At 41.2% G+C, this 25,501-nt stretch carries 18 protein-coding genes and 1 tRNA gene; 8 read left to right on the top strand and 11 right to left on the bottom strand.

Going from position 1 to position 25,501, the window contains the following annotated elements:
• The first annotated feature begins 30 nt into the window (after positions 1-30).
• The 4 genes from pstB (at position 31) to rplL (ending at position 3,882) form a co-directional block, all read left to right on the top strand.
• Complete coding sequence (gene pstB / locus ACNEUN_RS00475) at positions 31-810, top strand: phosphate ABC transporter ATP-binding protein PstB (RefSeq protein WP_427875952.1); 780 nt, start codon at positions 31-33, stop codon at positions 808-810.
• A 287-nt stretch (positions 811-1,097) separates the two neighbouring features.
• Complete coding sequence (locus ACNEUN_RS00470; RefSeq protein ID WP_427875953.1) at positions 1,098-2,501, top strand: NCS2 family permease; 1,404 nt, start codon at positions 1,098-1,100, stop codon at positions 2,499-2,501.
• 381 nt (positions 2,502-2,882) lie between these two features.
• Positions 2,883-3,404, top strand: a complete 522-nt coding sequence (gene rplJ / locus ACNEUN_RS00465) for a 50S ribosomal protein L10 (protein ID WP_427875954.1) — start codon at positions 2,883-2,885, stop codon at positions 3,402-3,404.
• A 97-nt stretch (positions 3,405-3,501) separates the two neighbouring features.
• Positions 3,502-3,882, top strand: coding sequence for a 50S ribosomal protein L7/L12 (gene rplL, locus ACNEUN_RS00460; protein WP_427875955.1), 381 nt, complete (start codon positions 3,502-3,504; stop codon positions 3,880-3,882).
• A 127-nt stretch (positions 3,883-4,009) separates the two neighbouring features.
• On the opposite strand, the gene trxB is transcribed toward rplL, so the two are convergent.
• The 5 genes from trxB to ACNEUN_RS00435 all read right to left on the bottom strand — a co-directional run bounded on the left by trxB (position 4,010) and on the right by ACNEUN_RS00435 (position 12,332).
• Complete coding sequence (gene trxB, locus ACNEUN_RS00455) at positions 4,010-4,951, bottom strand: thioredoxin-disulfide reductase (RefSeq protein WP_463630112.1); 942 nt, start codon at positions 4,949-4,951, stop codon at positions 4,010-4,012.
• A gap of 33 nt (positions 4,952-4,984) precedes the next feature.
• Positions 4,985-7,255, bottom strand: coding sequence for a protein kinase family protein (locus ACNEUN_RS00450; RefSeq protein WP_463630110.1), 2,271 nt, complete (start codon positions 7,253-7,255; stop codon positions 4,985-4,987).
• Between the two features lie 114 nt (positions 7,256-7,369).
• Positions 7,370-9,142 carry a murein biosynthesis integral membrane protein MurJ gene (gene murJ / locus ACNEUN_RS00445; protein WP_463630109.1) on the bottom strand — a complete coding sequence of 591 codons (1,773 nt, stop codon included), beginning with the start codon at positions 9,140-9,142 and terminating at the stop codon, positions 7,370-7,372.
• Entirely contained in the window at positions 9,139-11,511 is a 2,373-nt protein-coding gene (locus ACNEUN_RS00440) for a DUF6049 family protein (protein ID WP_463630107.1), read from the bottom strand. The genes murJ and ACNEUN_RS00440 overlap by 4 nt, the downstream gene beginning before the upstream one ends.
• Positions 11,512-11,570: 59 nt before the next feature.
• A complete protein-coding gene (locus ACNEUN_RS00435; protein ID WP_463630106.1) occupies positions 11,571-12,332 on the bottom strand; it encodes an NUDIX hydrolase in 762 nt (253 codons plus the stop codon).
• An 82-nt stretch (positions 12,333-12,414) separates the two neighbouring features.
• Between ACNEUN_RS00435 and ACNEUN_RS00430 the strand changes: the two genes are divergently transcribed.
• A complete protein-coding gene (locus tag ACNEUN_RS00430) occupies positions 12,415-13,833 on the top strand; it encodes a CCA tRNA nucleotidyltransferase (protein WP_463630104.1) in 1,419 nt (472 codons plus the stop codon).
• A gap of 81 nt (positions 13,834-13,914) precedes the next feature.
• On the opposite strand, the gene ACNEUN_RS00425 is transcribed toward ACNEUN_RS00430, so the two are convergent.
• From ACNEUN_RS00425 to ACNEUN_RS00400, 6 genes are all read right to left on the bottom strand, one after another.
• Positions 13,915-14,538, bottom strand: coding sequence for a LytR C-terminal domain-containing protein (locus tag ACNEUN_RS00425; RefSeq protein WP_427875964.1), 624 nt, complete (start codon positions 14,536-14,538; stop codon positions 13,915-13,917).
• A gap of 98 nt (positions 14,539-14,636) precedes the next feature.
• A complete protein-coding gene (rsmA, locus tag ACNEUN_RS00420) occupies positions 14,637-15,554 on the bottom strand; it encodes a 16S rRNA (adenine(1518)-N(6)/adenine(1519)-N(6))-dimethyltransferase RsmA (protein WP_427875966.1) in 918 nt (305 codons plus the stop codon).
• A gap of 105 nt (positions 15,555-15,659) precedes the next feature.
• A complete protein-coding gene (locus tag ACNEUN_RS00415) occupies positions 15,660-17,252 on the bottom strand; it encodes an aggregation-promoting factor C-terminal-like domain-containing protein (protein WP_463630101.1) in 1,593 nt (530 codons plus the stop codon).
• A 364-nt stretch (positions 17,253-17,616) separates the two neighbouring features.
• Positions 17,617-17,690: transfer RNA gene (locus tag ACNEUN_RS00410), tRNA-Thr, on the bottom strand.
• 218 nt (positions 17,691-17,908) lie between these two features.
• A complete protein-coding gene (locus ACNEUN_RS00405; RefSeq protein ID WP_463630099.1) occupies positions 17,909-18,835 on the bottom strand; it encodes a DsbA family protein in 927 nt (308 codons plus the stop codon).
• Positions 18,836-18,981: 146 nt separating this feature from the next.
• Positions 18,982-20,895 carry a serine/threonine-protein kinase gene (locus tag ACNEUN_RS00400; RefSeq protein ID WP_463630098.1) on the bottom strand — a complete coding sequence of 638 codons (1,914 nt, stop codon included), beginning with the start codon at positions 20,893-20,895 and terminating at the stop codon, positions 18,982-18,984.
• A 361-nt stretch (positions 20,896-21,256) separates the two neighbouring features.
• On the opposite strand from ACNEUN_RS00400, the gene ACNEUN_RS00395 reads away from it, so the two are divergent.
• From ACNEUN_RS00395 to ACNEUN_RS00385, 3 genes are all read left to right on the top strand, one after another.
• The gene (locus tag ACNEUN_RS00395) at positions 21,257-22,384 is read left to right on the top strand and encodes an ABC transporter ATP-binding protein (RefSeq protein WP_463630096.1); all 1,128 of its coding nucleotides are present in this window, start codon (positions 21,257-21,259) and stop codon (positions 22,382-22,384) included.
• 270 nt (positions 22,385-22,654) lie between these two features.
• A complete protein-coding gene (locus ACNEUN_RS00390; RefSeq protein WP_463630094.1) occupies positions 22,655-24,064 on the top strand; it encodes a DUF4032 domain-containing protein in 1,410 nt (469 codons plus the stop codon).
• A 64-nt stretch (positions 24,065-24,128) separates the two neighbouring features.
• A complete protein-coding gene (locus ACNEUN_RS00385; protein ID WP_463630092.1) occupies positions 24,129-25,424 on the top strand; it encodes an extracellular solute-binding protein in 1,296 nt (431 codons plus the stop codon).
• Positions 25,425-25,501 lie beyond the last annotated feature (77 nt).

Here is a 25,501-nt window from a genome sequence, read left to right as displayed (position 1 = left end):
GCGAATTGGATTAGAAAGTGAGTTTGTGAAATGGGTCAACGCATAGACGTAAAACATTTGAATATTTACTACGGTGATTTTCTTGCAGTAGAAGACGTGAATATTAATATTGAGCCGAATAAGGTTACAGCTTTTATCGGCCCTTCCGGATGCGGAAAATCAACAGTTTTGCGAACTCTTGATCGAATGCATGAGATTACGCCGGGCGCGCGAGTAGAAGGACAAGTTCTTCTTGAAGGCCGCGATTTGTACGGCAAAGATGTGGATCCTGTGGCTGTCCGCCGCGATGTTGGAATGGTTTTCCAGCGTCCAAATCCTTTCCCAACAATGTCTATTCGCGAAAATGTGCTTGCGGGAGTTCGCTTGAATAATCGTCGTATAGCAAAATCGGATGCTGACGATTTAGTTGAGTGGGCTTTGCGAGGCGCGAACTTGTGGAATGAGGTTAAGGATCGTTTGGATAAGCCTGGAATTGGTCTTTCTGGCGGTCAGCAGCAGCGACTTTGCATTGCTAGAGCTGTGGCTGTGCATCCGCAAGTTTTACTTATGGATGAGCCTTGCTCGGCACTTGATCCTATTTCTACGTTGGCTGTAGAAGATTTGATTAACGAGCTTAAAAACGATTACACGATTGTGATTGTGACTCACAACATGCAGCAGGCTGCGCGCGTTGCTGATTATACTGCCTTCTTTAATTTGAAGGCTGTCGGGAAACCAGGTCATCTGGAATATTTCGCAGATACGACTACCATGTTCAACAATCCGCACAACGCTGAAGCTGAACGTTATATTTCCGGCCGTTTTGGCTGAGTTTTAAGCTGAGTTTTCAGCTGTGTTTTCAGCTATTTTGCTGAATTTTTAAAAATTTTGCCTTGGTGCGTTGGTCAGTACGTGCGCGTAAGGTCAGACCTGTTCGGTTGTTCAGAGCCTTTGTGAATTTCATGTTTTTCATGACAATTCACAATGCCTTTTCTTGCCGACGAGTCGCAGTAACCTCTGCGTGAATGCCCAAATGTAATTGCGTGCGCGATTGCTCAAGTGCTTTCGCTACGCTTTTTCTGGTCTTTTGCGCTTGTAAACCAAGGAACCGAGAGTTTATGGAAAAGTTCTTCCATCTCAAAGAAAACGGCACGAATGTATCAACGGAGATCACTGCAGGTCTCACTACATTCTTCGCAATGTCGTACATTATCATCGTAAATCCAAAAGTATTAAGCGAAACTGGTATGCCATGGGGCGGCGTGTTCTTAGCAACAATTATTGCCGCTATTATTGGCACGCTTGTTATGGGCTTGTTTGCTAATGTGCCTTATGCTCAGGCTGCTGGTATGGGCTTAAATGCATTCTTTACGTTCACAGTCGTAAAAGGCTTAGGCTTTAGCTGGCAACATGCAATGTGCATGGTGTTCTTATGCGGTTTAATTAACATTATTATTACCGTTACTAAAATTCGTAAAATGATTATTCGTGCCATCCCGACTTCGTTACAACACGCAATCGGCGGTGGCATTGGTTTATTCGTGGCTTATGTTGGCATGGTGAACGTTGATTTGATTAAGTTCACTCCAAAGGATGATAAAGCTGCAAAAATTGCGTCTCATTTTGGTGCAACTCCTGCAATTCCGGGTCTTGCTGTTTTAAAGAACCCAGTATTGTGGTTGTTCCTCATTGGATTGCTTTTGGCAATCGTTCTTACTGTGTTGAATGTTCGTGGATCTTTGCTTATTTCCATTGTTGTTACCGCATTAATCGGTATTCCAATGGGACTTACAACCATGAACAACTCTGTTTCAGTTTCAGAAGCTTTTAATAATTTGCCAACTACTTTCTGCGCAATATTTGACAACGAAGGCTTCCCAACGCTGTTTGCAGACCCTTCGCGCGTTCCGCTTGTTTTGATAACGATTTTTGCATTCTCAATGTCTGATACTTTCGACACTTTGGGTACTTTCATTGGAACTGGTCGTCGTACTGGTATCTTCTCTGAGGCTGACGAAAAGGCTTTGGAAAACGGTTCTGGATTTAGCTCCAAGATGGATCGTGCTTTGTTTGCTGATTCCATCGCAACTTCCGTTGGCGCTATTTTCGGTACTTCCAACACCACCACTTATGTAGAGTCTGCTGCAGGTATTGGTGCTGGCGGTCGTACTGGTTTGACTTCTGTAGTTGTGTCTATTTGCTTCGCGCTTTCGATAGTGCTTGCCCCTGTAGTTTCAGCTGTTCCTGCCGCTGCAACTGCCGGCGTGCTTGTGGTTGTTGGATGCATGATGGCGAGCTCTTTGAAGGAAATTGCTTGGGATGATATTACTGAGGCAATTCCTGCATTCTTCGCTGCAGTGTTCATGGCGTTCTCTTACAACATTTCTTATGGTATTGCCACTGGCTTTATCATGTACTGCTTAGTGATGACTTGCAAGAAGCGTGCTAAAGAAGTTCATCCAATGCTTTGGATTGTTTCTTTGCTGTTCTTACTTGATTTTGTTGCTAATGCTGTGCTGTAAATGTGCATTTAATAAGCAGTGAGCTTGTGAAACAAAAATATAAAAACAAAAATTAAAAATTAGAGGGTGTGTAAATTACATACCCTCTTTTTATTTTTTTATTTTCATAGTATTTTTCTTGACATTGTCTTAAATACATATTAAACTATCCCAACGTAAACCACAGACCGTTGGTGGAATTGAAAAATTCCTGAAATTGATTTGTCAGGCCAGCACAGGTTGAGCGATGATTTGCAAAATGTTTGTTGTAAATCAAAAATTTAAGCACGCTTTAGTGCTTCTTATGTTGCTCTGCCAGTGCGCAGGGCTTTTTTGTTGCCCTGTTTAAATTAAGCTTGATGTGTTTCTTTCAAATCGACGGCCAATTTAGGAAGGAACGCCATGAAGAGGCCCGAAAAGGAAGCGGTAGTTGCCGAACTTACGGAACTGTTCCGTAATGCTGACGCTGTCTACCTTACCGAGTACCGCGGGCTTACCGTTCCGCAGATTTCCGCTCTGCGTGAAAAGCTAGGCCGCGATACTTCCTATTCTGTGGCGAAGAACACGCTTGCTCGTATTGCTGCTAAAGAAGCGGGCATTGAAGGTCTTGACGAACTTCTCGCCGGTCCAACTGCTATCACCTTTGTTAAGGGTGATTTCATTGAGACTGCTAAGACCTTGCGTGATTTTGCCAAAGAGAATAAAGCCCTCGTCGTTAAGGGCGGTTTCGCAGATGGAACCGTTTACGATGCCGAAGGTACAAAGCAGCTCGCCGACTTGAAGTCGCGTCCACAGTTGCTTTCCGAAATGGCCGGCGCGCTCAAGGGCACCATGTCCAAGGCCGCCTACCTGTTCAACGCTCTGCCAACCAAGGCTGTGCGTACTATCGACGCTTTGCGCGAGAAGCAGGAAAAGGCCGCTTGATTCCCTTGCAGCTTGCTGCATGAGACCAACCAATAATAAAAATTTTATGGTCGTAAGGCACAAGGTGTGCCTGGCCAAGTAAGAAAGGAAGCCAATTATGGCTAAGCTCACTAGTGAAGAGCTTCTCGAAGCTTTTGGTGAAATGACCCTCGTTGAGCTCTCTGAGTTCGTCAAGGCCTTCGAAGAGAAGTTTGACGTTGAAGCTGCTGCTCCTGTTGCTGCTGTTGCTGCTGCTCCAGCTGCTGCCGGTGCTGCTGAGGAAGAGAAGGACGAGTTCGATGTCGTCCTCGCTTCCGTTGGCGATAAGAAGATTGCAGTCATCAAGGCTGTCCGCGCTTTGACCAACCTCGGTTTGGCTGAAGCTAAGGCTCTCGTTGACGGCGCTCCAAAGGCCGTTCTTGAGAAGGCTAAGAAGGAAGATGCCGACAAGGCTAAGGCTGCCCTCGAAGAGGCTGGCGCAACTGTTGAACTCAAGTAGTTTTTGCTTGAAACAGTTCTTTATGCTCTGTATGTAATTTAGTGTTACAAGAGCAAAGGCGGTAGAATTTTCTACCGCCTTTTTTGTAAATTAACTCAACTAAACTCTTTTACTACAGTTTTATTTATCACTGTTCCAAAAGATCGTTTAAATAAGCTTGCGCGTCTAAAGCAGCACGGCAACCCATTCCAGCTGCAGAAATAGCCTGCCTGTATACACTATCAACAACGTCTCCTGCGGCAAAAACGCCTTTAACAGAAGTTAATGTAGAAGATCCATCTACTGCTATTGTTCCATCTTGATTAAGTTTTAAAGCGCCATTTAAGAAACCAGTAGCAGGAGTGTGTCCAATAGCTACGAACAATCCTTTAGATTCAATTTCTTTAGTTTCTCCAGTAATCACATTTTTTACAGTAAGAGAAGTAGCTTCTTGTTCATTTCCGTTAACTGACTCTACAACGCTATTTAGTAAGAAATCGAGTTTTTTATTTTCGCGCGCTCTATCAACCATAATTTTAGAAGCGCGGAAAGAATCTCTTCTGTGTATAAGTGTCACTGAAGAACCAAAACGAGTAAGGAACAAAGCTTCTTCGAAAGCAGAATCTCCTCCACCAACTACGGTAATAGGTTGATCTTTAAAGAAGAAACCATCGCAAGTAGCACAGTAAGATACTCCACGCCCAGAATACTCCTGTTCTCCAGGCACGCCCAATTTACGTACTAGCGAGCCCGTAGAGACAATAACAGCGTAAGAGCTATAAGTTACACCTTCCGATACTGTTACTCGCTTTAAATCGTTATTAAAATCCACTGAAGTTACATCATCGTACACGATTTGTGCACCAAATTTTTCAGCTTGCTTCTGCATAGAATCCATTAAGTCTGGACCTAATACACCATCTGGAAACCCAGGATAATTCTCCACTTCTGTAGTGTTAACAAGCTGCCCTCCAGGAGTTAAAGCTCCTGCAATAACAAGCGGATTGTATCCTGCACGACCAAGATAAATTGCGGCCGTATATCCAGCAGGTCCGGAACCAATAATAATTACGTTATGCTGATTTTCCATACAATTCTCCTGCAATATTTTGTACACACCAAACTAGTACATTTTCACAGAATTAATGTAAAAACTGTGATTTGGCATACTGCCCTTAGGAATCCAAAGCATGAAGTCTTGAGACTTAACAATCTTACTAAGCTTAACGTCTGTAGTTCCACTTTCATCAAAAGTAAACTCTGCAACCTGCTCACCTTGCGTAGGATCATTTTTAGTATTCGCAAGCAAATAAGCATGTCCTCCAGAAGAGCGTATAGAAATAACAAAACGGTAAACTTCCTGCGGCTCAGTCAAATGCATGTAGTATCCATAGCCCGGCTGCTTAGCAGGATATGTAAGGAACTGCCTACGATCAATCGTGTATGGAGTATTATTTTCAGGCATTTTTGGCTCAGGCATAGGCTTAACTTGCTTAGAATTCTTATTATGCGAGCCAGGCTTATTAACAGTCTTTTCTTTAGGAAGCACACCACGACTACCAAACGGAACACTTTGAATATCGGTGTTCCAAGGACTATTTACTCCTAAGCTAGAAGGATTTTCATGAATAAATAGGCTGTTAATTGCAAGCAGTAAGCATGCTATAAGAAGCAAAACTACAACTCCAATAGCAATAACTTTTGTAGAAAAACAGCCAAAAATCTTAGCATCTGCAATATCGTCAGGATTATTCGAGTTATTTTTATTAGGTCGAGTCGTATCCTTGCGTTTTTGCGGTCGGAAGCTTGGCGGAAGTGAAGCTGCATCCGAAGAAGCACCATCTTGACTTTCTTCTTCCAACTGTTCTTCACGAAGCGCTCTAGCAGATTCCTCCCCAGGAGCAACAAATCTACCATTAGCATCTACTACAGGAACTCGTCCTGTAGATTCAGCTTCAAAAGTAAGGTTTTGTGGACGAGACATAAGCTCAGTGTGCTTAGTATTCTCTTTCAACAAATGTTGGAAGTCGAAACTTTGAACGTCAATATCCACATCATTATTGGATTGAGAATTAGTTTGCGCATCTACAGAAATCTGCTGACTGCGATTATCAGCGTTGCGAGACGTAGCTGGGAAACGAGTATAAGTTGAAGGAAGAGTAGGGAAAATCGAATCGTCCGCATCAAGCTCAGTCGGAGCAAGAATATTAGCCATCTCCGCTGCAGCAATATCGTGGAAATCAAAATCTGTAGTAGTTCCAGTTTCGCTATCTGCATTAGAATTATTTTTTTGATCCGCGCCCGCGTTGCGCTTAAGCAGAGATCCGATAGTTCTTCCGGCATTTTTAATACCAGCTCCAGCAGCTGCGAACCCGGTACCGATTTTACCTGCACCTGCGCCACGCACACTAGCATCAGAAAGAGACGCAAGAGAAGACATATTCTTCAATCTGTCGTTAGCTTTTTCATTCTCCTGTTGCGTAAATTTTGCCTCAAGCTTTTCTTCGTCTTGCGCCAAATCATCAGGGAAAGGAAGCAAAACGTCATCTTCTGCATTATGCAACTTAACTAAACTAACAGAAGGTTCAGCAGCATCACGCGCAATAAGAATATCTTGATCTGTAAGTTTTTTAAGAGGAGTGCATGTTCCAAGCAAAGCAGAAAGCTCAGCTATAGAAGCCATAGGAATCACATTATTGGATTTATTACTTCCAGCAACAGCAAGCCCTCTTTTACAAATCATCCTAAACTCTGAAGGTGCAGAATGTGGAATAAGAGAAAGATCATAAGAAGTGCATTTTCTAGAAGGCGTCCTAGTGAGCAGAGAGTATAAAAGTGCAGAAAGCTGACGAGTAGCAATATTCTCAATACTTTGAGCAGGAATCTTATCTTCGCTGTTAGAAATATTAGTGACATCCTCAAGCATAGGACTAATAGAAGTATCCGCAATTTCTACACCATTACTGGTTAAACGAACAACATCAGTAGAAATCGCGTGATGAGTCATACCATTAAGAAGTAGTTTGCTAAGAGCGCTTGCAGTTTCGCCAACAATAGTTCGAATAGCCTCATAGCTCAATGGAGTTGGTTTACCTGCTCTAGAAATATACTCTGTAAGACTCATGCCGTCATCTAATGCTGTAAGAAGAATAGCAACATTATCTTGATGATGAAGCTGCAAAACTTGCGTAAATCTGCGGTTTCTAGAAAGAGCCAGCATGGACGACAAAGAGTTTATTTCAGGCAAGAAACGCGTGTCTCGTATAATAAACAGCTGGCAATCGTGAGTTAGTACGCGATCGCTTGCTTTCCACACTTGCAGTCCCGCTTCGCTGCGTATTTGCGATACTAAAGCGTACCTGTTAAGTACGATGTCACCCAACCGCGGTTCCATGTGTTCCTCATCTTCCTGAGTGCATTGCGATGCGCAAACGCGCACATTAAAACACTTCTATTCTACCGTTTACACTTCGCAATAGCGTAAACCTTATAGTATTTTAATTTATATTCAGTCAACCTTGTGAGAGCGAACCGTTCGAGGCTTGCGCTCAACTTTCTCTTCTTGCGATTCTTCTCGTTCAGTATCATAACGGTTAATAAAACGTGCCATAGGCATTAATACCGGGAATCTTTTAGCGAGTTTTCGCAATACTGGAGCTTGCATAGAAATAACTTCTTGCGTACGCAACAGTAACATAACACTTATATACACTACTGCGATAATTACTGTCATTATTGCGCACAATCCTAAAGCTCTAAACCAACGAACCATACCGTGAAGTTTTGGAGATGACAAATCAATCCACGAGGTAATAGGATTTTGCACAATCATGCATATGACAATAGTTACTACCGAAGCAATAGCGATCTTTATATGAGTTAATATCATGCACTTATCGTCAAGATCCTGGCGGAATCGTCTACGCAACATCAACACAAGTGACGGGAATGTAAGAATATAACTTACTGAAACTGTAGCTCCTAGAGCAGTGACCCAGTATATTGGAGGCAAGAAATTAACGCAAGACAGTAACGATACAAGCTGAACAGCTAACTGAACAGAAGTAAAAATAAACGGATGTTTTCCATCTTCAAACGCGTAGAAAGTACGCTGGATAATCAAGTATGCGCTAATAAGCGGAAGTCCCAAAGCAAGCGTCATAAGCGGATTTGACATAAGCAGGGCTTCTTTAAAACTAATCGACGGCAGCAACGCTAAAGAAATCGGCGTAGGAATTATTATGAATGTGATCATAAAGAAGCACATGATAACGCTTACGTTTCGTAAAGATCTACTTAAATCTATACGTGCTGTACGAATATCATGGTCTGCAATTGCGCGCGAAATTTTCGGGAAAATAGCGGTAGCCACAGAAACAGCAACAAGCGAATATGGAAGAATGAATATGGTATAAGCATTCTGGTAGGTTGCGTTACCTGCTACATCAAACTGATCCAAATGCATAGTTTTTTCTGCAATAAATGGCACGCTAGTAGTTATGTGAGTAGTAATCATTGTTGCTATTTGAGATATAACAACAATGCCCATGCTCCATGCTGCAACAGGACCCATGGAACGCAAACCAATTCCATGAATACCAAAACTTGGGCGGTAACGTAGACCAATCTTCATAAGCGGCCAGAATAGAACTACGGCTTGTGCAGCAACACCTAAAGTCCAGAAGCCAGCAGTAAACATCATTGTTTTTGTGTTCCAAAAACTCATAGGCTGATGCGATATTCTGCCGAAAAGCATAATAAAAATGCCAAAACCAATACAGCTGATAATATTTGCCGCTACAGAACTCCACGCGTACATGGCAAAACGACCTTTAGCGGCCAAAATTTGACCAAGCACTGTGTATAAGCCGTAGAAGAATATTTGAGGCATGCACCACAATGTAAACGAGTTCGTAAGGGCAATCATTTCAGGACTGCCGCCCGCATAAAGAAGAGTTAGAATCGGCGTTGCTGCAGCCATTAGTACAGTTACTGCTAGAAGCAGAATAATAGCAAAAGTAATAAGCTTATTTAATCGATCTTTAGCATCTTCTTTTTTAAGCGTACGAACAATCTGCGGCACAAGAACGGCGTTAAAAATTCCACCGGAAACAAGCGTATAAATAAGCTGCGGAATCATAGATCCCGCTTGGTATGCGTTTGCAGCAAGACCAGTAGTTCCAAGTGCTGCTGCCAGAAGAATAGTACGTATCTGGCCTGTTACTCTAGAGGCTGCCGTGCCACTGGCCATAATTACCGAATTTCGACCGACTGAACTCATTCGTCCGGATCCTTTACGCGATGGAATTGTCGCCAGAGTCCCAGTGCTCCGAGAACAAAGGCGAATACTATAATAATCGTACCGCTTTTATCACTAATTTGCAGCGTACTTGAGATAGTAGTTGATTGAGTATCACTAAAAGCGTGATGTTGCATATCTTCCAAAACAAAAGTAGCCTGCGCGCGGCTAGAAGTAGTAATTCTAAGCGGAAGTGTAACTTGCGTTTCACTATTTGCAGCAACTGTTATTAACGTTTTTCTCGTCGTCACGATTTCCATAGAGTGCGTATCTGCAGAAAGATACACTTTTATCGGATAAGGGTAATTGTTGCTAATCGTAACTGGCATACTAGCTGTTTCGCTTACTGCAGTAAGTTCTTTGGGTGGAATTATTCGTACCGCAGAAAACAGTTCGTGAGAAAGATTACTTAGGTTCTGCGTGATATTTGCACCGTCGTATCCGGAAGTTTCTAGCGAAGAAAGATAGTCATGTAATTGAATTATCTCATTCCCCCAAGTTTTGCTGCTTTTCTTCACTTTTTGTTTCGCATTTTGTTTAGCTAAAGATTGAACGTCACCTTCGTCACTATTTTGCTGATTTCGATTATTGTCAATAATGTTTTTGGTGAAACGTGTGAGCTGATTTCGTGTTTGACTAAGAGAGTTTAAAAGTTGACTTCTTGCTGCAGCGTCTTTGCTGCTTATATCACTTGACTGAGGAATTTCAGGCAGACTGTTGTGCAGGAAATCTGGTTTTTTGCCATACTGGTATGCGCTGGATTGCGAAAGAGAATTAATGTCGCTGAAATCAAGCCAAGAAGCCTGTTCCAGCGCGCTCATAACATTATCAACATTATCTTTACTAGAAGTATCTGCAAAAGAAATAAGCATGTTTCTAGAAACGCCTGGTTGTTGCATTTTGTAGAAAGCACTTTGTGCAATAAGACGATTAATTCTTCCGGATTGAGTTTCTTCCGCAGCAGCTTCTTGAGATGTTGGATTATCGTTGGCGAGTGTACTCAAAATATTTTGCGATATAAGCACTCGAGCATATCCGTTTGTTGTTTGAGCATCATATACGCTTTTATTAACTTCAGTATGAGAAGCTGTAGTATCGAAACCGCTCGTTGCAATAACGGCATCATATCCGTTATTTTTTGCCGATTCTAGCGCGTTATGCGTCCATTTTCCATGAGTTTGCCAAGCGTATGTTGGAATTTTAGAGTTATTTTGCTCATTTTGTTGAGTATTTTGTTGATTTATATTTGCACAATACAATCCGTAAGGATTGCTTTCTGACGCAAGTTTTGCAGACCAAGCGTTTTTATTAATTCCTGCAGATTCGTAAAGTTTCTCATTGTTATCGTCAGCGTAAGCACTTATATCAAAACCTGCCGGCTGCATAAAAGCAGATGGCGTAATCGTAAGATGAGCTGCGCTAAGAGTATTTTTCTCTGCAATTGTTTGCAATTGAGCATGTTTTTTAACTACTTCTTCTAAATTGTGTAGTCGTTTTATTGCGTTTTTATTGAGGGAAATAATCGATTTATTGTTCTCGAAAGTTTTTTCAGTTCCCTTAGCGTCAGTATTATTACCTTCAGCTTCATTACTTTCAGCATTAGGATTATTTTTATCTACAGAACTATCTGTTTTGTTGTCTTCCGCTGCAGTGTTTTCTTTTCGCATGTTTGCAGAATCATTTATACGATTTTCGCATAAAATATTAGGTTTTATAGCGGAATAGTTTAAATTAGCTTGCCATTCGCTTGATTGCGCAAGTAGCGGAATTATTGGCGTTATGTGAAGCTTATTGGAATCTGCTGTATATAAACCATCCTGACTACGAGTCATAAAAGTGTGCAGTATTTCTATTTTTTTGTAATTTTTAGAATGGTAAATTAACGAAACCGGCTTCGGTCCCCAACGTTTAATACTACTTAATATTGCATTATCTGCTGGAATATCGATAGTAAAAGTTTCGCTTTTACCTTCCGCTAATTCTGAAACGTCTGTAAATCCAAGATATTGTGGTGTTTGAATTCTAGATTTTCCTTGTGCCCAATTCTGTAGATCTGTACTCGATACAAACTTGTACGTTGTGTTGGTTGATAAAGTAATTCTTCCTGCAGGCAGCTTGCCAGACTGCGATTCTATTGAAAAAGTAATATGATATCCACTTGTTCCGGTTACTACAGGAGTTGCGTTTTTTACTCGTATTATGATTTTTCCGCTATTAGAATTTTTATTATTTGCAGATTTTTCATAAGCGTTAGCAACTTGCGCAAAAGATGTTAGATTTGCTACGCAAACACCAATAGTTATGGCAAAAATCGTAATAATGTAAGTAAAAACTGTTAAAACTGATTTCACCGCATTACTACTTGCTTTTAAAAAGTGGAGCCAAACTCGTTCGTTCCGTGCAAGATTAATCACTGTTGAGACCGCCTATTTGCTTTCCTAGCATACAGCCACGCTATTTTGCGTTCATTTGGATAGCTTAACACATCGTTAAGCTCTGTAAAATTAACCCACATAGCGTCTTCGGCTTCATGATCTGGATCTCCAAGAACAGTAAGCTCTCCACTTACGTAACGCAACGCAAAATGATGTACTAATTTGTGTACGCGTTGGCTTGTGCCAGTAAACCAATAGTCAATTGTGGCAATTGAATCAACAATTTCACCAAAAATTCCAGTTTCTTCTTGAATTTCTCGAACTGCAGTTTGTTGCGGAGTTTCGCCTTTTTCTATATGCCCTTTTGGAAGACACCATTCCATGTGCCCACTTCTGGAGTGTCGAGCAATAATTGCGACACGCCCGAGTGAGTCAAAAACAAGCCCACCGGCAGAATATTCACGCACAATCGGAAGATCTTGAGCGTCTAATGAAGCGAATGTTTTTGGCAAATCAGCAAGCCGTTTTTGCGGCATAATCGCAGGAGAAGGACTTACGAAAGTCTGCGCTGTAACTACTGATTCTACTATTTTTGCGCTTTTTAAAGTAGCTTCATAATCGTTAGAAAAGGTTGAAATATCAGCGAAATCTTGCTCTTCTCTAGCGTCTTCGCGAGGCCTTATCATTCGCTGCATTCGAGCTATATCTAAAGGAGTTACTTTAAGCTTAGGCTGGTTTTGGGTATGCTCTCCCGAAGCATTGGCGATCATGCGTCGTACATCTTTGGGAGTAACCATACTCTCAACCATACTCAATCCGCTGTGCATTGGGGTAACGCTATGCTGTAAAGCAGATTGTTTTTCAGCTGAAAGGGTATTTGTGGACTTTGAAGTTTGGCCTGAGGCTATGGAGTTAGGGCGACTTTTTGCTCAAGAAAACTATGAGCTTGCTTTGGTTGGCGGTCCTGTGCGAGACATGCTGCTTCATAGAACTTCTCATGATCTTGATTGCTGCACATCTGCGCATCCTGAAGATTTTGAACCTATTTTGCGACGTTGGGGTCGTGACGGTTTTTGGGATATGGGACGTAAATTTGGTACTTTAGGTGCCATGCGACGCCGTCCGGATGGCACGGAAGTAAAAGTTGAAGTAACAACTTATCGTTCTGACGCTTACGATGAAGATTCTCGTAAACCGCTTGTGAAATATGGTGACACTCTTGAGGGCGATCTATCTAGACGAGATTTCACTATTAACGCTATGGCATTACGTGTGCCAGATTTAGTATTTGTTGATCCTTTCGGCGGTGCTAATGATTTAGCGAAGGGAATATTGCGCACTCCTGTAAATCCTCGTCAATCTTTCGATGACGATCCGTTGCGTATGATGCGTGCTGTGCGTTTTGTAGCTCAGCTTGGTTTTTCTATTGAGGCTGATACTGCTGAAGCTATTTTGGCTATGTCGGATCGCTTGTCTATCGTATCCGCAGAGCGTATTCGTGATGAAATTATAAAACTGTTACTTTCTGACCGTCCTAGAAAAGGCATTGAAGCTCTTGTTGATTCTGGTTTAGCTGAGCGAGTTTTACCAGAAATACCTGCTTTGAAACTAGAAATTGATGAACATCACAGGCATAAGGATGTTTTTGAGCATACGATGATGGTTTTAGAGCGTGCAATTGCTCTTGAAACTAGCGAAGATGGTCCTGTTCCTTCTCCTGATTTAACTTTAAGATTGGCTGCTTTACTGCACGATATTGGTAAGCCTCGTACTCGTAAATTTGAAGATGGCGGTAAAGTAAGTTTCCATCATCATGATGTCGTTGGCGCGAAGATGACCCGTAAGCGTTTGAAATCTTTACATTTTGATCATCACATGATTGAAGATGTTAGTGAGCTTGTTAATCTTCACTTGCGATTCCACGGATACGTTGATGAGCCTTGGACAGATTCTGCTGTTCGTCGTTATGTTAAAGATTCCGGTCATTTGTATGAACGTCTGAATCGCCTTACTCGCGCGGATGCTACTACACAAAATAAGCGCAAATCTCTTATGTTTGAACACGCAATGGACGAGATGGAAGAGCGTGTAAAAGTTCTTAAAGAGAAAGAAAATTTTGACGCTATTCGTCCAGATTTAGATGGAAATGAGATTATGCAACTGCTGAGTTTACAGCCAGGACCAGCTGTTGGCGCAGCTTATAAGCACATGCTTGACTACAGATTAGATAATGGCCCTGTTAAGCATGATGTTGCCGTTGCGGAATTGCTTAGCTGGTACGAACAGTTCACTAAGTAGTAAGTAAGCAATAAGTAAGTAGTAGGTAGGTAAGGTAAAAGTTACTGTTTACTTTTATCTTACCTACTATATGTTTTCTTACTATATGTTTTTGTGAGGGAAAGCTTTAGGCAGTGATTTGAACGAATTAACGTCAATGCAGCCCTTAATCTCATTGATTGCTGCACCTGCTGCAGGAACGTCTGTTTTTGGTCTCAAATTAGTGAATGTTGATCCTAAAACAACGTCTACAAGTCTGTCTTGACGATCGTCCATCCGAAGTATTGCATCCGTGAAATTAGCGCTTACAGTGTACGCTTCATTAACCGAATTTTTACCAAAATAAATAACAGTTTGCTTCATTTTATTAGTTTTGCTGTTATTTACCTCTATCAAGTTAAATCCGCGGTTTCGTAACGCTTCTCCTACTGCTCTCGCAAAACCATGGAATTTTGTGCCGTTGAGTACTCGAATAGCTACTGATCGGCTATCAACATAAGGCACTTTGTCTCCTTCTTTGCCTTTTATTGGGCAAGGAGCGATTATGCCATAATTAGGGTTAGCTCCGGGAGCTTGCGGTTTGTTAATTCCAAAAGCGTGGAAAAACACAAGTAAAGCGAGTATAAAAGCAACAACTAAGCCTGCTGATGTGACAGATAATACAAACCGTTTTCTTTCATACATGAACTCTTTACGCGCCAGTCGCTCGTCGTGCATTTGCGTCATGCTAACTTCCGATCTGTAGATTAATAAAATATGCCACTATTACATGGCATTTTACTGACCATGCATGACTGCAGTAGGCCGATACAAATGTGAAAATTTTATTGTCTAACAGCGCGCGCTAATTTTACGAATTCATCGCAAGTTAAAGTTTCGCCTCTGCGAGTAGGGTCTATTCCAGCAGCATCGTAAGCTTCATCTGGAACTATATTTTTTAATGCAGAGTGTAGCGTTTTTCTTCTCTGTTTAAAAGCCGCATCGACTAGTTCGAAAACTTCTTTTCTTTCTTCAACATTTCTTTCTTCAACATTGTCTTTGGCATATTGCCCTCTTGTAAAAGAAACTAGCGCAGAATCAACATTTGGTGCAGGCCAAAATACATTACGACCTATAAGACCTGCGCGCTGCGCACGGCCGTACCATGCTAGCTTTACGCTTGGTGTTCCGTAAACTTTGCTTCCTGGCTCAGCACAAAGTCTATCTGCAACTTCTTTTTGCACCATAACAAGGAAATTAGTAAGATTATCGAATTTCTCTAGTAACGTAAGCACAATCGGAGTCGCAACATTGTAAGGAAGATTCGCTACTAGAGTAAAACTTTCTGCGTTTTTAAGCTTTGGTACGTCTTCGGGTTGCACTGTTAACGCGTCGTGCAATACTACGTTAAATCTACTTGCAGCTTTTGGCATGAACTCTTCAACCGTGCGAGGTATTCGTTTTGCGAGCATTGGGTCAATTTCAACTGCAGTAAGATTTGCTCCAGTCTGCAAAATAGCGAGAGTAAGAGATCCCAAACCGGGTCCTACTTCCATTACCGTATTCTCTGCGTTTATGTTTGCAACATTAACGATTTTTCGTACAGTACCAGGATCAATTACAAAATTTTGACCAAATTTTTTTGTTGGAGTGATGCCTTCTTCTGCTGCAATACGGCGAATATCCGCAGCTCCAAGAAGTTGACCTTCTGCTACTAAATTGTCTTGCGATAATTCCGTATTGTTTTCGTTAATTATGCTCATAATTTATTATTTTCGCCCGAGTTGTTTTGTATTTGTGTATGTTTTCGCATTTTATAAGAATCTCACTATGGACTATATCAAATAAGCATTCTACTCGCTTTTTGTTTAGTACCAACCTATCTTATGCCATGCGTTTACTGCGCCTGTAGGATCTCCATAACGGTTTTTAATATAATTCAATCCCCAAGCAATCTGCACACTTGCGTCGTCATGCCAGTTTGCTCCAGCAGAAGCCATCTTCTTGCCCGGCAGAGCTTGTGGAATTCCATAAGCGTCAGAATTTGGGTTTGCTGCGTTCCAGCGCCAGCCTGATTCTCTATTCCATAGCCACAAAAGGTCTTCCCAGTTTTTTCCAGTCCATCCCATTTGTGCTGCTGCAGCCTGAGCGTAAATTCTTGCTTGCTCTGGGGTTGCATGAACCATTCCATTTGGATTATCCGCAGACGCATCCGGAGCAGGTGCAGGAGGCTGTGTTACAGGCTGTGCCGCTGGTATTTTTGCAGCTTTCTGCTGTGAATCTTGTTGTTTAGAAGATTGATCTGCACTTTGCTGTGTTATTTGATTTTTAGATCCAGAAGCTGATTTAGAATCTTGTGCTTTTGATTGTGCATTTTGTTGCGAAGTCTGCGACTGCTGTTGATTCTGCTGTTGCGCTTGTGATTGCTGGTTAGACTGTTGCGTCTGAGCCTGCTGCGCTTGCTGTTGCGCTTGTTGCTTAGGCTGATTCTTCTGCTGTGCGTTTTCTGACTGAACTTTAGGTTGCGGTTTTTGTTGCTGCTTTTCCTGCGGCTTTTCTTGAGACTTAGGTTGCGACTTAGGTTGAACCTTAGGCTGCGGAGGCTGTACTGTTTTCGTACTAACTGCAACTACTTGATTTACAACAGGTTTTATCATGTTTTGCGATGCTAAAACAGCACTTTCTGGCTTACCATCCGCATAAGTTACGTTATAAACATCCTCACGCTCTCCATTTTCGCCACGAGTACGAACTACTCGAGTTCCAGCTGGAAGAGACGAATCATTAACAGTTTGAATAGCAAAAGGAACTGATACAGTTCGCGTTTCTTTTCCGTGAGTTATTCTAATTATTCGCAAAACAGTTACGTTATCTTCTTCCTCAACTGTTACACGATCATTCTTACCGAGCACAATACCGAATGAATCAAGTATGGAACTAGCTGGAAGAGTACCGTCTGGAGCAACTTGTTTTTTCCCGTCTGCAATAACAGTTACAGGGCCATTTTTGTTAATAGATAATCCACCAGTAAGCTTATCGTAAATATTTTGCAGATTTACTGTGATTTTTACAGCATTACGCTCATTTGCTCGGAAGAATCCAATAAGCTGATCAACGCTAGTTGCGACAGTCCAGAAAGGTATGGTAATTCCGTTTACGGTTACGAAAGTTTGGTACGCGCTACGAACTGTAACTGTAGTGTGGTTACTAATAATATTTCCAGAAGATGAAATAACTTGATCGTGAGTTTTAAGAGGCACATGTTGCTCTTCTAACAATCTACTTATTGTACTTGAATAAGTTTCTACAACTCGCGACTTTCCATTTACTACTAACGCAACCGATTTCTTGGCAGTAAGGATAAAAATTCCAGTTCCAGAAAGAACTAAAGATATAACGCATATAAGAATGCGCAATCGACGCATTACTACAAAGCGTCGAGGAGTCCATCGACGTGACATATATGCTCACTCCCTTACCAAGCTTGAAACTTATTATAACCGACGTTTTGCACTACGCTAAAATTTGCTAACTCAGTTGTTAAAAAATCAGTGTAGTGAAAAGTCTTAATAAGTTAAAAGGGGGCGGGAGAGAAGGGGATATTCCCGCCCCCGTGGAGTGGAACTGGTTGGGGGACGTTCCACCCCAGTCTCGGAAACCCTGAGTTGGGGGAAGGCTCCCGAGAATCTTACTCGCAGAAAGTATGTAAGCATTTAACTGCTTTTCTGTATATAATACGCTATATTATATGATCTTATTAAAAATTTTTTATTTTATTTTTTAAAAATAGATTTTTACTTACTTCCCAGCCATAAGATTACACGGAGCCTCCTGCCGGGATCGAACCGGCGACCTGCCGCTTACAAGGCGGCCGCTCTGGCCATCTGAGCTAAGGAGGCACAATTCTCAAGCGCTACTAGCGCGCTTTTAAGAACGTTATTCAGTGTATCAGCACCCTATGCCAGACAACATTACAGCGTGTGGTTTTTAAAATTTATACAGAATATTTTGTAAATTTTGTATTTTTCTTTTGCTCTTTAATTAAAATTAAACCCTACTAAAGGTTCAATATCAACCATTTAGTAGGGCTTAATTATTTGCGTTTTATTCTTAAGGATTACAAGCCGCGAGGTTCTTCGTTAGCTTTTACTTTCGGCATTTTCCCTTCAACACCAATTTCATCCTTGCTTAAATCAATAGATTTCAAAATGGCATCCAAAGAATCCATGTTCTTTTCAGAAGCAGTATATAAATCAACAATCTTGTTATTGACAGTGACTGTTGGCGTTGTCATGCCGCCCTTATTTGGTCCGGAAACATTCCAAAGATTCTTGTAATCAGGAACTGCTGTATTAACTCTATTTTGCCATTCAACATATTTGCGAGTGAACGCTTCATCAGCAATTTCTCGTAACACTCCGGACTTTACAGCAAGATCAGCTATCTTTTGGTCACTAACAGGCTTATACCCACTACCTTCCTCAGGCTGGAAATCTTCTGCAAACATGTTATTCATAAACTCTAACATGTGGATCGGGTCAGGATCATTTACTGCAATATAAGCAAGACCGCCAGAAACGCGGGAAGAATAGTGATCACTAGAAGCAGCATCCAAGAACGACATAGGATGGATCTCCAAATTAATCTGACCAGCTTTAGTCATGTTAATGAGATACTTGTCGACACTACGGCTAAATTGGCCACAACCTGGGCAAAGTGGATCAAAATACAAAGCCACGGTAGGAGCGCCATCAACAGGCTTATTGTAACCAAGCTTGCTTGTAAGAATTCCACCTGTTTTGTTGAAATTAGCTGGAGAATCCTTTCCCCTTAAATCATTGATAACTACTTTGTAATTTTCTTTTTTAGCAACATTAGAATTATTGCTATTACGCGACGAGTTAAAAGCTGCTATGCAAATAGCTGCAATCATGCTAACAACTATTAGCGTTATGATAATTCCAACAACAGTTTTATGTATATTTTCGTTTGTTGTTGGCGCATAACCATTACCATTCACATTGTTATTTAAGTTTTGAGGCATTATGACCCTTTCAGTGCCGCCCAAAAATAAGACGCAATATGCTTTTATCATAAAGCATTGCAACTTCAACATAGTTTAATGTAGGGCATCAACGATATCAATGAAGTTTTAATTATATAAAGATGGGGATGGTATCGATTATTTGTTTATACTTTTCCAGCTCCACACAAAGCACCTAAACCTAATCGGAAAATTTTCGTATTTCCAGATATGGATGTAATTAACCATCCTATTAGTATGCCTATTGCATATCCGGCTGACGTAGGAGAAAAAACGTCAGGAGAATATGCTGGAAGTTGCACACTAAAATTCCACAAAGGAATCGTTAACAGTTGCGGAGAAGTACCTGTAATAAATGGATAAGCTGCTGCGCAAATCATTCCGCATAAAATTATTCCTAATAATCTAGGAAGCGTATAAATAATGGCTTTTATAAAATGCCACGGCAAACTTCCTATTCTAATAAGTAAATTTCGAGAAAAAATTCCATCATTACTTTGTATACGGTGAAGTTGTGCAGATGTATTAAATCCTGCTGTAGCTGTAATCAGCATAAATATTATGTTTGCTGAATATGAATCTATTACCGATAATTCAGCAATAGATGAAATAACAAAAATGCAAGGTATTGCAACCCATGTTCCGCGTCTTGTATAAATATGTGGATCTGCAGAATGGTTTTGTTCCTCTTGTGCATTTTCGTTGCTTTCGTTACTTTCGTTACTTTCGCCACTTTCTCTGCTTTCTTTATTTTCAATATTTCTATGATTTTCAAAAGAAGGTGGTATTACATTCTGGTTTTGTTCTATTGAAGATTCTGCCGCGATTGGCGTATTTGATTCTTGCCTATTTGCTGTTGATGTATCGTATTTTGGCATTGTTTCTTTAAGTAGAGTGGTGCTATTTTCTTCCGACGGGATTGTTTCAAAGGTTGCGCTGGCTGGTAATAATTTTGTACCAGTTGGCGCATTATTGGACGTAGTATAGTTTGATATTTTATGGTTTAGTTTTATAGTTTCGTCATTTTTTTGAGATTCTGGCCATAATTTACGTGGATTATTAGGAATTTTTTGTGCAGGCTCTTTTTTTTGAGACCTAATTTCCAAATTCTCTAGCAGTGTTTCACGTTTTGTTTCACACACAGTACGTGCCGTTTCACGTGCTGTTTCACGCACAAAAGGGTGGTTCGCCTCTGGCCAAGATTCCGGATTAAGCGCGTCCTCGCTAATAGCTTTTTCTAGCTCTTCAGGGGTACATCGTTTTGATCTATCTGGATTCAATGCAGATCTAAAAGCTTCCATAGTTCGCGGCGGAAGTCCTCGCAAATCAGCATTTCCTGAAGCAGCACGCTCAAGAACTGCCATCATAGGTTTCGTACCAAATACAGGCTTGCCGGTTGCAGCAAACGCAAGAACTGCAGCAACAGACCACCAGTCGGTAACGTCGTCAGAATCTCCACCTTCAATAATTTCTGGCGCTATAAATCCTGGAGTTCCCATAACTAAACCAGTTCTAGTAACGTGACTCTCCCCTTCTCCCATAGCAATACCAAAATCAACTAGAACTGGTCCAGTCATAGAAATCATCACATTAGTTGGCTTAATATCCCTATGTATAATTCCAGCCTTATGTACTGCTCGCACTGCATCAATGAGTTTATGTGCTAATCGTTCAAGATCGTCTGCTATATAAGGGCCATTTTCCTCCACATCTTCACGAAGGTCATGTCCATAAATAAGTTCAGTAACTATAAAAGCAATTGAAGCGTCAAGCTCCATGTCTACTATGCCGCAAACACCAGGATTATGTATTTTTTGCAGAGATAAAGCTTCTCTGCGTAACCTTATCCTTGCTTTATTCTGCTCATCGTCTTCACTGCTCGAAGAGCCGTTCGTATTCCTTTGCATGCTTGCACGCAAAATTTTCATTGCATAGAGTTGACCGCCATCGTCTTGCACTTTCCACACTGAGCCCATTGCCCCGCCGCCAAGACGATCAAGAAGCGTATATCCCCCAACATTTTCGCCGGGTTGCAAATCAAACATGCTAAGGTCTTCCATACTGCATTATGGTAATGCGAACCATAGCAAAATTAAATTTTAATATTAAGTAATATTTATATAATTAAACTTTTATTAGAAGATTCTTAAAAATTAAAAATTTTTACGTATCTAGAATGTGTGTTTTTATTTGACATTATTATATTTTCGACACGCCGAGTTTAGGCAAAATACTGATTTTTTGCTGTTTTTATAAGAAAAACATGATATATTAAGGCATGGCTCAACGAAGAGAACCTTCAATGGACCAGGTAAGTAAACTGTGGACGATTGATACCCGCCGACGTAGGATTTGGGGTCATGAGTGCACACCCTTCACTACGGATCGTTCGGCACGTACCTGCCGATGAAAGGACGTATCATGGCAGAAGTTGTATTTGATCATGTCACTCGTATATACCCTGGCAACGATAAGCCATCGGTTGATGATTTGTGCATGACTATTAAAGATGGCGAGTTTCTCGTACTTGTTGGTCCATCTGGTTGCGGTAAATCGACTACATTGCGTATGTTGGCAGGCCTTGAAGAGGTTAACAAAGGACGTATCCTCATTGGTGGCCAGGATGTTACTACAATGCAGCCAAAGGATCGCGATATTGCTATGGTGTTCCAGAACTACGCGTTGTATCCTCATATGACCGTTGCAGACAACATGGGCTTTGCTTTGAAGATTGCAGGAGTTCCTAAGGAAGAGATTCGTGTTCGTGTTGAAAAAGCTGCTGAAGTTTTGGATTTGACTGAATATTTGGATCGTAAACCAAAGGCTCTGTCTGGCGGTCAGCGTCAGCGTGTTGCTATGGGTCGCGCAATCGTGCGTGAGCCAAAAGTCTTCCTTATGGATGAGCCTCTTTCCAACCTTGACGCTAAGCTCCGCGTGCAGACTCGTACGCAGATTGCAGCATTGCAGCGTCAGCTCGGCGTTACTACTTTGTACGTGACCCACGATCAGACCGAAGCTTTGACCATGGGTGACCGCATTGCAGTTATTAAGCTTGGCATTTTGCAGCAGGTTGGTGCTCCAACTGAGCTTTACGATCACCCAGCAAATGTATTCGTTGCAGGCTTCATCGGCTCCCCATCCATGAACCTCAACCAGCATCCAGTTGTTGATGGTCGTGCTCAGATTGGTGAGGATTCTATCGTTCTCCCAGCTGAAGCTGTAGATAAGCTTACCGCTGAAGATAATAATCAGATTATCGTCGGCTTCCGTCCAGAAGATGCTTGCTTAGCAACTTCTGACGATGCTAACGCCTTCTCCTTGAAGGTTGTGAACGTTGAGGATCTTGGTTCCGATGGTTACATCTATGGCAACATCATTACAGACGGCTCCCCTGAAGAAGCATCAACTATGATGTCTGATCAGAACAAGCTTACGACAATTCGCGTGAACCCACGTGCTTTGCCAAAGGTTGGCGACACTGTAAAGATTAAGATTGACCCATCCAAGATGCATTTGTTCGCACCTTCTACTGAGTTGCGTTTGAACTAATAGCATAAGTTTGTGCACTTTTAGAATTGATTTTTAAGAGTGTTCTTTCGATAAGGGTTACGGGGCTTGCATCGCAGGCCCCGTTTTCGCCATTTGATATAAGTGCTTAGTATGCATGTCATGCTGTGCAAGATTAATTACAACTAAAATAAACTTTTGTATTAATAATGCAAATTTATTAATCATTTGTTTATACTGTAATTGGCTATATAACTGAGATTTCAGCAATTACGCCATTTACGTCCGAGCTTGACAGGTAGATTAGAACATATGGAATGGAACGAAGCTCCTCAATTGGATCCGCGCGCTGTACAGGCAACATCAGTGTCTGCGCAGGATGAAAGCGAATCGTCACAGGAACCACCAGCGTTAAAAATCACCGCTGCTAGTTCAGATCCTAAAATGTTTACTCTCCCATGGGAGCTACCGCTTGCTCAATGGCCTGCTGACTTGTTCGTAAACTTACCTCGTGGTATTTCTAGACACGTTGTGAGATTCGTCCACGTTGGCGAAGAAGTTTACGCTATGAAGGAAATCACTCGCCAGATTGCAGAACGCGAGTATGAACTTCTTAGGCGTTTGCGCAAATTAGAGCTACCAACAGTAACACCTATTGCAGTTGTTGCAGGTAGACGCGACGCTAACGGCGAAAAGCTCGAGGCAATGCTTGTTACTAAGCATTTAAAGTTCTCACTTCCATACCGCGCACTTTTTGCTCGCACACTTCGACCAGATACTGCAGAGCGTCTTATAGATGCTTTAGCTGTGCTAATGGTACGTTTACATCTTTCAGGCTTCTACTGGGGTGACGTATCGCTTTCTAACGTTCTATTCTTACGAGACGCAGACGCGTTCTCAGCGTTCCTAGTAGACGCAGAAACCGGTGATCTTCATGGAAGTCTTACTCAAGGTCAGCGCGAATACGATATAGATTTAGCACGAACCAATATTATTGGCGAGCTTATGGATTTGAGTTCAGGCCAACTTCTTCCTAGCGAAGTAGACGAAATTAGTATAGGAAATCGACTCGTAGAAAGATATCATTCTCTTTGGAGCACTCTTACCGATGTTGATAAGTTTAGCCCAGATGAGATGTGGCGTATTGAGCGCAGAGTAAATCGACTTAATGAGCTTGGCTTCGACGTAGATGAGTTGGAAATGAAAACTTCAGAAGACGGCCGTAGAGTTTTGGTTCGTCCTCGAGTTGTTGATGCAGGTTATGCGTCGCGTAAATTGTTAAGACTAACCGGTTTGGACGTGCAGGAAAATCAGGCACGCAGATTACTTAACGATTTGGACGCTTACCGTACTGCTACCTGGCGTCAAGGTGAAGACTTAGAAATCGTCGCAACCGACTGGATGCGTGAAATTTTTGAACCTACTGTTCGTATGATTCCGCCTGAATTCCGTTCACAAATTGAACCAGCTCAGTTCTTCCACGAAGTACTTGATCATAGATGGTTTATGGCAGAAAAAGTTGGTCACGACGTTGCTATGCAAGATGCTGTAGAAAGTTACATTAAAAACGTGCTACCACAATACAAAATGGATAAACGTGTACTTGCTGCAATCAACGCAGACGCTGACTCTGGTGTAATTGATGATGAATATACGTATTCGAAATCACTAGAAAATAATGGTGACGAAAACAATCAAGACGATAGCGTGTGGGCGAGCTGATTTTTTTAATATTCTTGTTTGTGTTAGGTTAATTATATCTAGAGAGATAATTTAGAGGGATGAAATGAGTAAACTTAAGAAACTATTTTGTAGCGTTTTTGCAGTAGTAATGCTCGTAAGCTTTTCTTCGTGCGGTAACGACGGTACTAACCAGTCTTACAGTGACAAAATACTTTTTAGCGATAATAAGAAAATAGTAAAACACAAGAAGAAGAAACATATTAAACCTACGAAAATTACAGACGTTAATTTAACCGTATGGTCAGCTCGCGACGACAATAGTTGGGTTATGAAAATGGAAGAAAAATTCCAGAAAATCCATCCAGAATACAAAATAACTTTTAAAAATAGCACGGTTGAGCCTATCGACACTGTAAAAGAAATGAATGAAAATAGCGAAAGTCCTGATGTTTTCTGTTACTACAATGATCTGATTGAAGAGTTATTAAAACTTGGCAAATTGGGCGAACTTCCACCATACGCTGTTAAACAAGTAAAAAAGCAGAACGATGATGTAATTGTTCGTAGTGTTACTTACACGGATGGAAAGCTATACGGCGTTCCGTATACAACCAACTCATGGATAATGTATTACAATAAATCAAAATTCACACCTGCCGATGTTAAATCTTTAGATAAGATGATTGCAAAAGGCAAAGTAGCTTTTGATATTAGTAATGAGTGGTATCTTACTGGATTCTATTCTGATGGAGCTGTATCATTCTTTGGCAAAAATGGGAATGATGCTAGTAAAGGTATAAAATTCAATAAGAAAGCCGTTGCTATAACCCAATATGTTATTGATCTAACAAAAAATAGTAATTTTGTTTTAGGTGGCAATGGAGCGGAGCTTCAATGCCTTAGAGATGGTTCTGCGGACGCAATTTTTTCTGGAACCTGGGATGCAAGTGAAGTGAAAAGAATTCTTGGATCTAACTATGCTGCAACTAGCCTTCCAAAGTTTAAAACTAAAATTGGCGAATTCCAGATGAAGGCTTTTTCTGGATCGCGTGATTTTGGTTTCAATCCTAACTCTGCTTATAAAGAAGTTGCCGCTAAATTTGCAGCATTTCTTGGGTCAAAAAACTCTCAAAAAGTATCTTTTGAACAAACAGGTACAGTACCATCAGATAAAAGACTTAGTAAATTTGTGAGTAAAGCTGACGCTGCAGCCGAAGCAGAAATGCAAGTTATAGCACACACTTCTATTCTTCAGCCAACAATAACTGAAATGTGGAGATTCTGGTATCCTATGAAAAATTTCGGAAGAACAATAGCACAAGGTGAAGCAAGCTACGATGATGCTGACAAACTTATAGATGATTTAAATGAATCAATCCATCAATCTATCATCGACTGATAATTGAATCAACTAAGATATCTGGTTTAACTGATTATTTGAATTAATTAAGCCACAAGCCATGAGCGTATAATAAA

The sequence above is a fragment of the Gardnerella sp. C0684A1 genome, from assembly GCF_055326835.1.
This window is presented reverse-complemented; position numbering and strand designations above follow the sequence as displayed.

Coding starts and splice junctions, on each gene's coding strand:
- ACNEUN_RS00435 (WP_463630106.1), bottom strand. CDS start 12,332: ATGGTTACTCCCAAAGATGTACGACGCATGATCGCCAATGCTTCGGGA.
- ACNEUN_RS00425 (WP_427875964.1), bottom strand. CDS start 14,538: ATGACGCAAATGCACGACGAGCGACTGGCGCGTAAAGAGTTCATGTAT.
- rplL (WP_427875955.1), top strand. CDS start 3,502: ATGGCTAAGCTCACTAGTGAAGAGCTTCTCGAAGCTTTTGGTGAAATG.
- ACNEUN_RS00415 (WP_463630101.1), bottom strand. CDS start 17,252: ATGTCACGTCGATGGACTCCTCGACGCTTTGTAGTAATGCGTCGATTG.
- trxB (WP_463630112.1), bottom strand. CDS start 4,951: ATGGAAAATCAGCATAACGTAATTATTATTGGTTCCGGACCTGCTGGA.
- rsmA (WP_427875966.1), bottom strand. CDS start 15,554: ATGAGCATAATTAACGAAAACAATACGGAATTATCGCAAGACAATTTA.
- murJ (WP_463630109.1), bottom strand. CDS start 9,142: ATGAGTTCAGTCGGTCGAAATTCGGTAATTATGGCCAGTGGCACGGCA.
- rplJ (WP_427875954.1), top strand. CDS start 2,883: ATGAAGAGGCCCGAAAAGGAAGCGGTAGTTGCCGAACTTACGGAACTG.
- pstB (WP_427875952.1), top strand. CDS start 31: ATGGGTCAACGCATAGACGTAAAACATTTGAATATTTACTACGGTGAT.
- ACNEUN_RS00385 (WP_463630092.1), top strand. CDS start 24,129: ATGAGTAAACTTAAGAAACTATTTTGTAGCGTTTTTGCAGTAGTAATG.
- ACNEUN_RS00400 (WP_463630098.1), bottom strand. CDS start 20,895: ATGGAAGACCTTAGCATGTTTGATTTGCAACCCGGCGAAAATGTTGGG.
- ACNEUN_RS00390 (WP_463630094.1), top strand. CDS start 22,655: ATGGAATGGAACGAAGCTCCTCAATTGGATCCGCGCGCTGTACAGGCA.
- ACNEUN_RS00450 (WP_463630110.1), bottom strand. CDS start 7,255: ATGGAACCGCGGTTGGGTGACATCGTACTTAACAGGTACGCTTTAGTA.
- ACNEUN_RS00470 (WP_427875953.1), top strand. CDS start 1,098: ATGGAAAAGTTCTTCCATCTCAAAGAAAACGGCACGAATGTATCAACG.
- ACNEUN_RS00395 (WP_463630096.1), top strand. CDS start 21,257: ATGGCAGAAGTTGTATTTGATCATGTCACTCGTATATACCCTGGCAAC.
- ACNEUN_RS00405 (WP_463630099.1), bottom strand. CDS start 18,835: ATGCCTCAAAACTTAAATAACAATGTGAATGGTAATGGTTATGCGCCA.